The sequence below is a fragment of the Pseudochrobactrum sp. B5 genome (assembly GCF_001939785.1).
In the GTDB taxonomy this organism is placed as follows: domain Bacteria; phylum Pseudomonadota; class Alphaproteobacteria; order Rhizobiales; family Rhizobiaceae; genus Pseudochrobactrum; species Pseudochrobactrum saccharolyticum.
Genome location: NZ_MOYL01000001.1, coordinates 68,801 through 82,305, shown reverse-complemented (window position 1 = coordinate 82,305; position 13,505 = coordinate 68,801). Strand labels below are relative to the sequence as shown.

11 protein-coding genes are annotated in these 13,505 nt (G+C 52.5%); 7 read left to right on the top strand and 4 right to left on the bottom strand.

The window, feature by feature from the left end; translation table 11 throughout:
- Positions 1-92 precede the first annotated feature (92 nt).
- Positions 93-1,364, bottom strand: a complete 1,272-nt coding sequence (locus BKD14_RS00410) for a ubiquinone biosynthesis hydroxylase (protein WP_075653881.1) — start codon at positions 1,362-1,364, stop codon at positions 93-95.
- 307 nt (positions 1,365-1,671) lie between these two features.
- Between BKD14_RS00410 and tesB the strand changes: the two genes are divergently transcribed.
- The 5 genes from tesB (at position 1,672) to BKD14_RS00385 (ending at position 8,762) form a co-directional block, all read left to right on the top strand.
- Positions 1,672-2,535 (top strand): acyl-CoA thioesterase II, encoded by an 864-nt coding sequence (tesB, locus tag BKD14_RS00405; RefSeq protein ID WP_033315854.1) that lies wholly within the window; start codon positions 1,672-1,674, stop codon positions 2,533-2,535.
- 216 nt (positions 2,536-2,751) lie between these two features.
- On the top strand, positions 2,752-5,316 hold the full coding sequence (locus BKD14_RS00400) for a DNA translocase FtsK (RefSeq protein WP_075654700.1): 2,565 nt from the start codon (positions 2,752-2,754) through the stop codon (positions 5,314-5,316).
- Between the two features lie 94 nt (positions 5,317-5,410).
- The gene (locus BKD14_RS00395) at positions 5,411-6,052 is read left to right on the top strand and encodes an outer membrane lipoprotein carrier protein LolA (protein WP_075654699.1); all 642 of its coding nucleotides are present in this window, start codon (positions 5,411-5,413) and stop codon (positions 6,050-6,052) included.
- Between the two features lie 157 nt (positions 6,053-6,209).
- A complete protein-coding gene (locus tag BKD14_RS00390) occupies positions 6,210-7,016 on the top strand; it encodes an exodeoxyribonuclease III (RefSeq protein WP_075653879.1) in 807 nt (268 codons plus the stop codon).
- 162 nt (positions 7,017-7,178) lie between these two features.
- Positions 7,179-8,762: an ABC-F family ATP-binding cassette domain-containing protein gene (locus BKD14_RS00385; protein ID WP_245293536.1), complete on the top strand. Its 1,584-nt coding sequence runs from the start codon at positions 7,179-7,181 to the stop codon at positions 8,760-8,762.
- A 27-nt stretch (positions 8,763-8,789) separates the two neighbouring features.
- Here the strand turns inward: BKD14_RS00385 and BKD14_RS00380 are convergent, their stop codons facing one another.
- Positions 8,790-9,245 carry a cyclic nucleotide-binding domain-containing protein gene (locus tag BKD14_RS00380; protein ID WP_022709734.1) on the bottom strand — a complete coding sequence of 152 codons (456 nt, stop codon included), beginning with the start codon at positions 9,243-9,245 and terminating at the stop codon, positions 8,790-8,792.
- Between the two features lie 187 nt (positions 9,246-9,432).
- Complete coding sequence (locus tag BKD14_RS00375; RefSeq protein ID WP_028233341.1) at positions 9,433-10,113, bottom strand: response regulator transcription factor; 681 nt, start codon at positions 10,111-10,113, stop codon at positions 9,433-9,435.
- Positions 10,114-10,423: 310 nt separating this feature from the next.
- On the opposite strand from BKD14_RS00375, the gene BKD14_RS00370 reads away from it, so the two are divergent.
- Positions 10,424-10,987: a L,D-transpeptidase family protein gene (locus BKD14_RS00370; RefSeq protein ID WP_075654697.1), complete on the top strand. Its 564-nt coding sequence runs from the start codon at positions 10,424-10,426 to the stop codon at positions 10,985-10,987.
- Positions 10,988-10,999: 12 nt separating this feature from the next.
- Here the strand turns inward: BKD14_RS00370 and BKD14_RS00365 are convergent, their stop codons facing one another.
- Entirely contained in the window at positions 11,000-12,373 is a 1,374-nt protein-coding gene (locus BKD14_RS00365) for a PLP-dependent aminotransferase family protein (protein ID WP_245293566.1), read from the bottom strand.
- 237 nt (positions 12,374-12,610) lie between these two features.
- On the opposite strand from BKD14_RS00365, the gene BKD14_RS00360 reads away from it, so the two are divergent.
- Complete coding sequence (locus BKD14_RS00360; RefSeq protein WP_075653875.1) at positions 12,611-13,492, top strand: DMT family transporter; 882 nt, start codon at positions 12,611-12,613, stop codon at positions 13,490-13,492.
- Positions 13,493-13,505 lie beyond the last annotated feature (13 nt).

Sequence of the window (13,505 nt, the reverse complement as noted above, 5' to 3'; positions counted from 1 at the left end):
GTCTCTCTCCTAATTGATCCCGTGTCTGAGACTCTATGAAAAGAAATAGTTTTGACGTGCCTATTATCCAGTGCAATCCAAGCAGATTTTTGTCAGATCGCTTCACCTTGTAACAGGCGCGGGTTTTCCTTACCGAAACCGGCGGCCTGTTTGATGAAATAGTTCTTCATCACCGGCAGGCGGTCAACAAGACCGAGGCCGATATCGCGCACGGTGCGCAGTGCCAGATTGTCATTAGAAAACAGTCGGGTCAGTACATCGGTGCTGACGCCCATCTGCACGGTGTCGAAGCGGCGCCATGTCTGGTATTTTTCCAGCGCAGCAAATGAGCCGATATCGAGACCGAGGCGCTCGGTATCAACAATCACCTGTGCCAGCGTTGCCGCATCGCGGAAGCCGAGATTCAGTCCCTGTCCGGCAATCGGGTGAATACCGTGTGCGGCATCACCGACCAGTGCGAAGCGTGGCTTTACAAATTCACGCGCCAATGTGAGACCCAGCGGAAAAGCACGCTTGTTGCCTTCAACACGAATTTCACCCAGATGATGACCGAAGCGCTGTTCCAGTTCGGCTTCAAAAACAAAATCATCCTGCGCAACCAGACGGTTTGCATCTTCAGTGCGCTCTGCCCAGACGAGGGAGGAGCGGTTGCCTTTGAGCGGCAGAATGGCAAAAGGCCCGGCAGGCAGGAAATGTTCAATCGCGCGGCCTTCATGCGGACGCTCATGGGAGACATTGCAGACAATGCCGGACTGGCCATAGCTCCAGTGAACGGTTTTAATACCGGCCTGATCGCGCATACGGGAGCGCACGCCATCGGCGCCGACCAGCAGTCTTGTTTCCAGTATGCGGCCATCGGCCAGTGTTACAGTCACGGCATTGGATTCGGTGGTAAAACCGTCAACACCGCAGCCTTCAATCACATGAATACCGAGTTCAGCTGCCTTGGCATGAAGCGAGGCATTGAGAACCTTGTTTTCAACCATATGGGCGAAGGGTTCACCCGGATTTACTTCACCGGCAAAGGTCAGGAAAACAGGGCGCACCGGATCGGACACGCGGGAATCTGTGATCACCATGTCATTGATCGGCTGTGCATCCGGTTTGATCGCCTGCCAGCAGCCAAGCTGTTCCAGCATACGGGTGGCAGCAGCGGCAATCGCTGAAGCGCGCGGATCTTTTTTCCACTGACCGGCCGGTGCCGCATCAATGATTGTGACATCCAGCTGAGGTGCGCCGGTTTTAATGGCAACCGCCGTGGTCATCCCCACATAACCCGCGCCCGCGATCAGAACATCTGTTTTGACCGGAGCAGATGCCGCCTCAGCAGCAGCCGGAGATGATTTGCGGGACGATTTGGCCATGACGGTTTCCTTCTCTGCACGACAGGTTTGCAGGACTGTCAGTTCTCTTTCAACCAGTTCGTGCTTTATAACACATAGATGTAGATAGGCTTTAAGCCGGTTTGTCTCAAGCGGAAATGCCGCAGTTTTTACCCGCAATCCCTTGCGCCGTCAGACGACCGGTTGTAGCCATAGTTTAGAGCGGTTTATATCCGGAGTGAGGCACAGCGCTCGCTCTAGGTTTTTTGTTTGGTCGCATTGTCACGGGCGTCAAGTTGATCCAACTTGACTGTGAAATGCTCTAGCTGTCGCAGAAAATGAGTTTCCTATGTCTGAAGCAATGAAAGAACTTTTGTCGATCCTTGATCTGGAGCCGCTGGAACATAATCTGTTCCGTGGTCGCAGCCCTCAGGTGGGCTGGCAGCGGGTTTTTGGCGGGCAGGTGATCGGTCAGGCACTGGTTGCGGCACAGCGCACTGTTGAGGAAGGGCGTTTTGTCCATTCCCTGCACGGCTATTTCATGCGCCCCGGCGATCCTTCCATTCCGATTATTTATCGTGTGGAACGGCTTCGTGACGGTTCGAGTTTTTCGACCCGTCAGGTTGTGGCGATCCAGCATGGCGAGGCTATTTTTACTTTGTCTGCCTCGTTCCAGATTGATGAAGCAGGGCTTGAGCATCAGATTCCGATGCCGCTTCATGTACCGATGCCGGAAAAACTGCTCAGCATCAAAGATATGAAAGAGCAATATATTCAGATGGCGCCAAAGGCCGTGCGCAAATATCTGGAGCGCGACCAGCCGATTGATATGAAACCGGTATCGCTCAGCCATTATCTCACCAAAGATCCGCTGCCGCCGGAGCAAAATGTCTGGGTGCGCGCCTGCGGTGAGGTGCCGGATGACCGTGCATTGCAGGCGGCAATTCTGGCCTATCTCTCAGATATGACTTTGCTGGATACGTCACTGCATGCGCACGGGCGCGCAGTATTTGATCCGGGTATGCAGGTTGCCAGTCTTGATCATTCGATGTGGTTCCATCATCCGTGCCGGCTGAATGACTGGCTGCTCTATAGTCAGGACAGTCCTATGGCGACCGGTGCGCGCGGCTTCAACCGTGGTTCAATCTTTACCCGTGACGGTGTGCTGATTGCCTCTACGGCGCAGGAAGGTCTGATCCGCGTCCGCGACTGAGATATGCACTGCAAAACAGAGTGAAAATACAGAAACACGCCCGAAAACGGGCGTGTTTCTGTATTTTAAGCCTGCTGAATATGTCAAGGAATGATGGACTCATGGTTAATGCTGTCTTAACTACCGTTATTGTATGATCGGACGCGATTCATAAAATTTACCTGTCTTCCGCATTTCTGCGGATTGAAACAGGTGAAAAAAATTGAGGCAGGTTTCATGCGGCAAGGCTATTCACCGTCCTACGGGCCAGATGAACAGGAAATTCGGGGAGAACGTCTGAGGCTCAGCGCTTTGCTGCGTCGTCAGATTGATATTTTCTCCGGCCTGTTGCTGCTGGCTTTGGTGGCGGGCGCTGTTGCCGCACTTGCCACATGGAATGTGGCTGATCCGAGTTTCAGCCATGCGACTGCCAATGAAGTGACCAATGCTGCAGGTTATCCGGGTGCGGTTTTTGCCGATCTTGCCATGCAGTTTTATGGTCTTTCCAGTGTTGTTGTGCTGCTGCCGCTGGTTTTCTGGGGCATTTTGATGATCGTCAATGGTCGTATTGACCGTTTGGCACGACGTATTTCCGCATGGTTTTTTGCATCCTTGCTGTTTGCTGCGATTGCCAGCTGTGTCACGCCGCCGGAAAGCTGGCCGATGCAGATCGGGCTTGGCGGTGTGTTCGGCGATATGGTGCTCAAAGTACCGGGTGTGTTTTTGGGGGAATTCCCTACCGGTGTGATTGCGCTTGGTATTGCTGTTATTTTGTCTGTTCCGGCTTTGTGGTTATGCGCCTTTGCCAGTGGTTTGATCGGCCGTGAGCGCAGCCTGACAAAACCTGTCCGTGCCAAAGCCCGTCAGGTCGCAGATGATCATTATGATGAAGACTATGATGAGGAAACCGGTGAAATCCGCGCGGGCTTTTTCTCAACCCTGTCCGCATCGACCTTGGGTGCTGCATCGCACTGGATGCTGAGCGCCAAGGCATCGGTACGGCGCATGTTCGGTCTGAAGCGCAATCCGTCTTCATCGCGCAAACGCAACCGTGATGATGATCCGTTCGGTGATGTAACAGTCGCGCGTCGGGGTGCAGGTCAGCGCTTTGAACCGGGCTTTGAACCTGCCGGTCATGCTGCTGATGACATGCATTTTGACGATGATGATTATGATGATGGACCGGCACCGCAGCAACCTGCGGCTGCACAGGCACAAGCACCGCGCATGCAGGCGGCACGAAAGGCACCGACAGCCCGTGCACCAACGCATCCGGTGAATAATGGCGGTCGCTTCATGTTGCCGGATCTCAATTATCTGAGCGAACCGAAAGTGGTTGCGCGTGACCCGTCACTGTCAAAAGAAGCGCTGGAGCAGAATGCCCGTGTTCTGGAAGGTGTGCTGGAAGATTTCGGTGTGCGCGGTGAGATTATTCAGGTCAAGCCGGGTCCGGTTGTGACCATGTATGAGCTGGAGCCGGCGCCGGGGATTAAATCTTCCCGTGTGATCGGTCTGGCCGATGATATTGCCCGCTCCATGAGTGCAATTTCTGCCCGTGTGGCGGTGGTGCCGGGGCGCAATGCGATTGGTATTGAACTGCCTAATCCGAAGCGCGAAATGGTATTCCTGCGTGAAATGCTGGCGAGCCGTGATTTCATGCAGACCAAAACCAAACTGGCACTGGCATTGGGCAAGACCATTAATGGCGAGCCGGTGATTGCCGATCTCGCCAAAATGCCTCACGTGCTGGTAGCCGGTACCACAGGTTCCGGTAAATCTGTGGCGATTAATACCATGATCCTGTCGCTGGTCTATCGCATGACCCCGCAGGAATGCCGCCTGATTATGATTGATCCGAAAATGCTGGAACTTTCCGTTTATGACGGTATTCCGCATTTGCTTACCCCTGTTGTGACTGATCCGAAAAAAGCGGTTGTCGCCCTGAAATGGGCTGTGCGCGAGATGGAAGACCGCTATCGCAAAATGTCGAAAGTCGGTGTGCGCAATATTGACGGCTTTAACAGCCGTGTTTCACTGGCTGAGAAAAAAGGCGAGCAGATTTCCCGCACGGTGCAGACCGGTTTTGACCGCAATACCGGTGAGGCGGTTTATGAAACCGAAGAGCTGGATCTGTCGCCAATGCCATATATCGTCGTGATTATCGACGAAATGGCCGATCTGATGATGGTTGCCGGTAAAGATATTGAAGGTGCGGTGCAGCGTCTTGCGCAGATGGCGCGTGCTGCCGGTATCCATGTGATTATGGCAACGCAGCGCCCGTCGGTGGATGTGATTACCGGTACGATCAAGGCGAATTTCCCGACCCGTATTTCGTTTCAGGTTACCTCCAAAATTGACAGCCGTACGGTGCTGGGCGAGCAGGGCGCTGAACAGCTGCTGGGTATGGGTGATATGTTATTTATGGCCGGTGGCGGGCGTATCCAGCGTGTTCACGGGCCTTTTGTCGGCGATGATGAAGTTGAACAGGTGGTTCAGCACCTTAAAGCGCAAGGCGTGCCGGAATATCTGGATGCCGTTATGGAAGATGATGAGGACGAGGGCGGTTCCGCACCTTCCGGTACGTCCAATCTGGAAAATTCCGATGATCCTTACGATCAGGCTGTAGCCGTGGTGCTGCGCGATAAAAAGGCTTCAACCAGCTATATCCAGCGCCGTCTCGGCATTGGTTATAACCGCGCAGCTTCGATCATCGAGCGTATGGAGGAAGAGGGTATTGTGGGACCTGCCAATCATGCGGGCAAACGCGATATTCTTGTCCCGACGCAGGATGATGATTACTGATCTTGCTCTGCCACAGTCAGGTCAAACTGCCGGTTTAAAAGATAAAAGAACACGGTGAAAACCGTCATAACGAATACGGGAGCATATGTCTCTGATGAAACTGAAATTGCCTTTCATGGTCGCAAAATATTTCACTGCTGCATCCATTGCTCTGGGCGTGCTGCTGCCTGCCGGTTTTGCGCAGGCGCAATCAGCAAATAGTGGTGCGCAGGCGCAGGCTATTGCCAATCAGTTTACAGCTGTGAAAACCATGACCGGTGAATTTGTGCAGTTTGGCCCGAAAGGTGATCAGACCGGCGGTAAATTCTACATTGAGCGTCCGGGAAAAATCCGATTCAACTATGATAAATCGCCGATCACAGTGATCTCCGATGGCGAATCCGTCGTCGTCAATAATAAGAAGCTGGATACATGGGACTTGTATCCGCTGTCGAAAACACCACTGAAACTCTTGTTGAGCGATCATGTTGATCTGGGCGGCGGTCGTTTACGCGGTTTGAAAAACGAACCGGATGCGCTGACTATGATTTTGGGCGACAAAGCGGTTTTTGCTGATGCCACAATCGCGCTGATGTTTGATCCGGCCAATGCGGAACTGAAGCAGTGGACGATTACTGATGCGCAGCGTCAGGATACCACGGTGATGATCTTCAACGTGCAGAAAGGTGTGCGTTTTGCGGATAATATGTTCAAGATTGACTATCAGCGTCTGGCTATGAAGCGCAAAAATCGCTGATCCTTGTTCAAACTATTGAAAATGCCGCGCCTGCTTTAGCGCGGCATTTTTTATTTATCCGGCATTTGCACATCCTGCATAAGCGGCTTATGTTACGCAAACTATGGTGAAACCTCACCTGTTTTGTCTTTTACCCTTCAGCCCGTTGAGCAGTTTAATGAGTTTTTCCGTCGCCACCTGGAATATCAATTCAGTTCGCCTTCGTTTGCCGCTGGTTCTGGACTTTCTGGAGAAGCACACACCGGATGTGTTGTGCCTGCAGGAAACCAAATGTCCTGATAACCAGTTTCCGCTCAAAGAGCTGCGAAATGCCGGTTATGAACATATCGCGATCAGCGGCCAGAAGGGCTATCACGGTGTGGCCACACTGTCGCGCAGGCCGATGGAAAATACGGAAACTATCGGCTTCTGTGATATGGGGGACTGCCGCCATCTCAGCAGTGTTGTGCAGGCGGGTGGTAAATCAATCCGCATCCATAATTTCTATGTGCCTGCCGGCGGGGATGAACCGGATGTGACGATCAATCCGAAATTTGCCCATAAGCTGAATTTCCTTGAGGAAATGCGGGCAGTAACGGCAGATCGCGGTGATGGTTTTTCTTCCATTCTGGTGGGCGATCTGAATATTGCACCGCTGGAAAATGATGTCTGGTCACATAAGCAGATGCTGAAAATTGTCAGCCATACGCCGGTTGAAACCGAGACACTGGAAGATTTGCGGGTGAAAGGCGGCTGGAGTGATCTGATGCGGCAGGTTATCCCTGCAGATCAGAAAATTTACACCTGGTGGAGCTACCGTGCCAAGGATTGGGATGCATCTGATCGTGGCCGTCGTCTCGATCACGTCTGGGGTTCCAAAGATCTTGAACCGCATATGAAAGAATTGCAGGTTCTGCGCCATGCCCGTGGCTGGGAGCGGCCTTCCGATCACGTGCCGGTTATTGCCCGCTTCGATCTCGACTGAAGCATTCAAGGCATCGTGACTTGAATAAGTCACGATGCCTGTCTAAATAAATGTCACGGCTACTCATGCCGGTTAAAAGTGTATTTGAGGAGTTCATCACAATGAAGCAGACAGCACAGTTTTTCTTAACTGATGTTTTTGTTGTTTCACTGGATGCTGCTCTTGATAACTCTGTACACACTGCAAAATATTTCTGCGCAAACGCCTGACGGCCGCAGTCTTTTTCAAAATCTTTCTCTTCATCTGTCCCGTGAACGTACCGGTCTGATCGGGCGTAACGGCACGGGTAAATCAACTTTGTTGCGTATCATTGCCGGTGAAACAGCACCGGCCAGTGGTTCGCTGACCAGTCATGCCAAACTCGGATTCCTGCATCAGAATACGAATGAAGCGCATGAAACGATTGCCGACTTGTTTGGTGTGACGGCGCAACTGGCTGCACAGGCGCGTATTCTGGCAGGTGAAGGCAGCGACGATGATCTGGCTGATGCGGACTGGACATTGGAAAGCAGGATTGAGGATACGCTCTCTCAAATGGGTCTGCCAGAACTCCACCCGCAAACGCAACTGAGTACTTTAAGCGGCGGGCAGAAAACCCGTGCCGCTCTGGCTGCCCTGATTTTTCACGAGCCGGATCTGATCCTGCTGGATGAGCCGACCAATAATCTGGATATGCAGGGGCGTGAGGCTGTACTGCATTTGCTGCGCAACTGGCGTGGCGGGGCGCTGGTGGTCAGCCATGACCGCACATTATTGCGCGAGATGGACCGGATTATTGAGCTGACGTCGATTGGTGTGTCGTCTTATAGTGGTAACTGGGATTTTTATGAGACGCGCAAAGCGGAAGAACTTGCCACTGCCCGTCATGATCTTGCTGTGGCTGAAACAGCTGTCAAACAGGCGGAGAAACAGGCACGGCTCATCAGGGAACGGCAGGAAAAGCGGGATTCTGCCGGTAAGAAATCCCGTTTCAGTGCAGGGCAAAGCAAATTGCTGCTGGATGCCAGAGAAGATCGCGCAGAGGCAACCGGCGGGCGTAATAATCAATTGGCGCAAAAGCAGGGAGAAAGCAGCCAGCAGGCACTGAGCGAGGCGCAGAGCAAGTTTGAGCGGCTGATCCCGCAGAATTTTGCTCTCGGCAATCTCAGTCTTGCCGCAACGAAAACGGTACTCGTTGCGGAACATCTTACAATGGCTTTTAATGGTCACCAGCCGTTATTTCAGGATTTGTCTTTGCAGATTACCGGCCCGGAACGCATTGCATTATGCGGGCCGAACGGATCAGGAAAAACGACTTTGCTGCATATATTGGCGGGAAAGCTGACACCGCAGCAGGGCAGTGTACAATATTATGTCCGTCATGCCATGCTGGATCAGCATGTGAGCCTGTTGAATGATGATCTGAGTATCAGGGATAATTTCAAGCTTCTGCAACCTGAAGCTACGGACAATGATTGCCGCGGCGCGCTGGCGCGCTTCATGTTCCGTGCGGATGCGGCTTTGCAAAAAACTGGAGAACTCAGCGGTGGTGAGAGGCTGCGGGCAGGTTTGGCCTGTGTGCTGGGTGGTGTTCAGGCACCGGAACTGCTCATCCTTGATGAGCCAACCAATCATCTGGATATTGTCGCATTACAATCGGTGGAAACGGCGCTCAATGCCTATGAAGGCGCATTGCTGATTACCAGCCATGATGAGGTGTTTTTGAACGCAATCGCACTTACGCGGCGTATCGAATTGCCGCTTTAAAGCATGTCAGGCAAAGCTGGAGATGTTTTAATCGGAAAAACGGGATGACAGCTTGTCGATCTGCTCGACCATCTCATTCAGATTATTGCTGATATGCAGATAGAGCGAAGCGGCAAGCTCCGGATATTCTTCCAGAATGCGGTGGAAGATGGAGCGGCTGAGACGGATGACTTCGGTTTCTGTATCAGCGACGGCGCCGGTCAGGCGGCTGGTCTGCGCAATCAGTGCCATTTCACCCAGCACTGAACCGGTGCTGATTGAGCGCAGATTGACGCGTCCCTGCTTGCCTTCATGAAAAAGGGTAATGCTGCCGCTGACAACAATATAGGCGCAGTCAGCACTTTGCCCCTCATGAAACAGTTCCCTGCCGGTACGCAGAACCATGCGTTCTGCGCCAAAGGCAAGCAGCCGCAGGTGCTGAGCCGAGAAGGCCTCGAAAAGACCAATCGTACTCAGGAACTGAATGTCATCATCGAGCGCCATATGTCTCTTTCTTACACATAATCCTTATTTCGGAACCGGTTCCCGCTCGGGAATAATCGTGTCCTGTTCCGGAAGAATTATGCTGTAACCCAAATTACCGAAAAATATCTAAAGTTTTCGATAAAATCATCTTTTATGCAGAATATTAAGCAGCCCGGACAGAATGAATGCCGGGCTGCCTTCATTCTCAGGGAACCAGCTTATACCCGCCGCTTTCGGTAATCAGCAGGCTGGCATTGGACGGATCCAGTTCGATTTTCTGACGCAGGCGATAGACATGGGTTTCCAGCGTGTGCGTGGTAACGCCGGAATTATAGCCCCAGACTTCTTCCAGCAAGACATCGCGTCCGACCACACCACCGGCGCGGTACAGGAATTTGATGATTGCCGCTTCTTTTTCAGTGAGGCGGATTTTATCGCCTTTCTGGTCAAGCAGCAGCTTCTGGCTTGGTTTGAATGTATAAGGCCCGACGATAAAGGTCGCGTCTTCGCTCTGTTCATGCTGGCGCAGCTGCGCACGGATGCGGGCAAGCAGCACTGCAAAACGGAACGGCTTGGTCACATAGTCATTGGCACCGGACTCAAAGCCCAGAATGGTGTCGCAATCTGTATCGTGACCGGTCAGCATGATGATCGGTGATGTAAAACCACCGGCACGCAGCTGTTTGACGGCATCACGGCCATCCATATCCGGCAGGCCGACATCCATAATCAGCAGGCTGATATTATTTGCCCGTGCGGTCTGAATTGCTTTGCCGGCAGTATCTTCCTGCAGGATCTGAAATTCAGGATGAAGTGACAGCTGGTCGATCAGGATGGAACGAAGATCCTCATCATCATCAACGATCAGAAGTGTATGGGCGATCATATCTGCCTCATTCGGTTTCAAAAACGGGAGCTGAACATCAGCAAGATGGGTGATTTATGACATTTAACGAAGAAAAACTAAAGAGAGGTCAGATGAAACAAAATTTACCTTATAAAATACGCCTTTAATGCTGCTTTTAAGCGATCTGACATCAGTTTATGGATGTGAATAAAATTAGCTGTGTAAATATATGGCAGGAGAAATGATTCTCTGGTGTTTCCAGAGCGTTACCGGAAAATAGCATACAAAACCGGTCCGGAGGGGGCCTATACATATGATACTCGGCAGAGAAGCAAAGCAAAGCGGCCTGATGCAGAGCGACACAGGCAGAAAAACATCCCGCACGATTAAAGTTATGGATGTTCATGTGCGTCCCGGGCATCGCAGTCAGGGTTATCTGGTTGCCGGACCGCTGGTGCTGCGCTGTGCTTTGGGCAAGGGTGGCGTGTCCTCCCGCAAGCGCGAAGGGGATGGTGCAACGCCTTTGACGCAGATGCGTCTGCTTTACGGATACCGCCGTCAGACACCGGTGATCGGGGATCAGCCGGCAACAGCATTGCGCTTTCGGGCTACGCAGCCGCAGGATGGCTGGTGTGATGCCGCCAATGACCGCAATTATAACCGGCCGGTCGCAGCCACCTATCAGCGCAGCCATGAGAAGATGTGGCGCAAGGATGAACTCTACGATATTTGCGTGGTCATGGACTGGAATATTACCGAGCGCAAAAAAGGCTGCGGCAGTGCAATATTTTTCCATCTTTCACGGGAAACCTATACGCCGACAGAGGGCTGTATTGCCCTGAGCCGTCGCGATATGATGCGTTTATTACCGCATCTTTCGGGAGATACGGTTATCCGTGTGCGACGCGGCTGATTTATCTCACATTCATGTCGCGGGCAGATACATGATCTGTCTGAGCGTATCGAAAATCTTCGGATGAACGGACTGGGCAACATTAAACCGCATGAATCGGCTGCATGTCTGTGACTGGCTGAAAATATTACCGGGTGCCAGAACGATATTGTGATCCAAAGCGCGTCTGGCAATCATGTCGCTGTCCACGCCTTCCGGCAGATCATCCGGCAATTGTGCCCAGAGAAACATGCCGCCAACCGGCTCACACCAGAGCTTGAAGCCTGCATTGAGAAGCTTCTGCCGCGTCCGTGTCTGACATTCTGCCAGTCGGACGCGGATTTTCTCAATATGGCTGCGGTAACTGCCGTCTGTCAGCAATTGATAGATGATCTGTGAGGACAGTGCGTTACTGGCGAAGTTGGTTGCCAGTTTCATGTCGGTAAGATTTTCCAGCCAGTCAGGACGCGCGGCAATATAACCGGTGCGTGTGGCCGCTGACAGGGATTTGGAGAAGCTGCCAATATGGATCACCCGCTCCAGACCGTCGAGTTCTGCTAAGAGCGGAGGCGGATTCTGATGAAAGTCCGCAAAAATATTATCCTCAACCAGAATCAGATCATGCTGTTCGGCAAGTTTGAGCAGGCGATGCGCCGTTGCCGGTTGTATGGTGGCACCGGTCGGATTGTGAATGCCGGAATTGCAGAGATAGAGTTTTGGCCGGTATTGCGTGCAAAGGCGTGCGAAGCTTTCCAGATCAGGTCCTTGGGGGGTGTAAGGTACGCCGACAAGATTGACGCCCTGCGCGAGTAACAGGCCACGGAAATTGAAATAGCACGGATCATCAATCAGCACCGTATCGCCGGAGCGGATAAATGTACGGCAGATCAGATCAAGTGCATTGGTACCGGAATCGGTGAGCAGGATTTGTGACGGGGCTGCTGTAACGCCCTGTTCACGCAGACGGGTGCTGAGCAACTGGCGCAGCAATGGCAGGCCGAGCGGTTCGTCATATTCCGATATATTCGATGCAGGGTTGCGGGCGATCTGGCGCAAGGCGCGGCGGATGGCTTCTTCCGGCAACCAGTCTGACGGCAGCCAGCCGCAACCCGGTCTGAAGGTGGTTTCTGTATTGCTCAGTGATTGCCGCATCACCCAATAGGGATTGATATTGCGGTTATGAGTGTCTGCAAAATCCGAGCTGATGAGCGGCGGATGATTTTTCTCAGCGACATAAAAACCGGCACCGCGCCGCGCCTGAATAATACCTTCAGCCACCAGCCGGTCATAGGCCTCCACCACTGTGGATTTGGATATGGACATGGTTTCCGACAAGCGACGGATGGAGGGCAGGCGCGCGCCCGGCATCAGGCTCATGGCGTTGATACGGTCGCGGATGATTGTCATCACCTTCTCAACCAGTGTTGTCGCTTCCAGAATTTCCTGACTGACGGAAAGCTGATCAGCCGTATCGCTTGCTGTTTGCAGCGCGTCCGGCGCTGTATATCCGGAATGATAAGTCATCTGTATCTCCGAATTGAGCAGTACAGTTTGTTTAAATTGTACTGAAATTGTATCTGACAATTTTGCCTGTGTATCAATATTTATCGCGAAATACGCAATAAATTTCGAGAATATGTGAAAATGAATAAGCAAGCGGATAGCCAAAGTGCTGGCTGGATCAGCGGTTTTATAGGTGTTTTAATTTTCAGCGGCTCTCTGCCTGCAACGCGTTTGGCTGTCTTGCAGATTGATCCGGTTTTTCTGACAGTGCTACGGGCGACCATTGCCGGTCTTTTGGGCGGCGCTCTGTTGCTGGCATTTCGCGAGAAATTGCCGACGCCATCTGAGCTGATTTCACTCGCGCTGGTTTCAGGCGGTGTGGTGGTCGGGTTTCCGTTATTTACAGCGCTGGCTTTGCAATATGTGACCTCTGCCCATGCAATTGTCTTTATCGGTCTGCTGCCGCTCAGTACTGCAATTTTTGCGGTGTTGCGGGGAGACAGCAATCCGTCATGGCGGTTCTGGATGTTCTCGCTGGCAGGCAGTGCAGCGGTGGCATTTTTTGCCTTGGCGAAAGATCAGTCTGACGGTGAATTTTCGCTCTATGGCAATGTTATGATGCTGTTGTCGATCATTGTCTGCGGTTATGGCTATGCGGAAGGTGCGCGGCTGTCCCGCACGATTGGTGGCTGGCAGGTGATCTGCTGGGCGCTGGTATTGGCGCTGCCGGTAATGCTGGTGCTGGCTGTCGCGTTGCGGCCGGATAATTTTGCGGGTATTGAAGCGCCTGCATGGCTGGGTGTGGGATATGTGTCGCTGTTTAGTATGCTGATCGGCTTTTTCTTCTGGTATCACGGGCTGGCACTTGGTGGTGCGGCAGGCGTGGGCCAGTTGCAATTATTGCAACCGTTTTTCGGTCTCGCTCTGGCAGCCTTTGTACTGGGCGAACCGGTGAGCATAGCGATGATGGCTGTGGCATGTGTTGTGGTGATGTGTGTTGCCGGAGCTAAGCGCTATATTTGAGCACTATTGCACA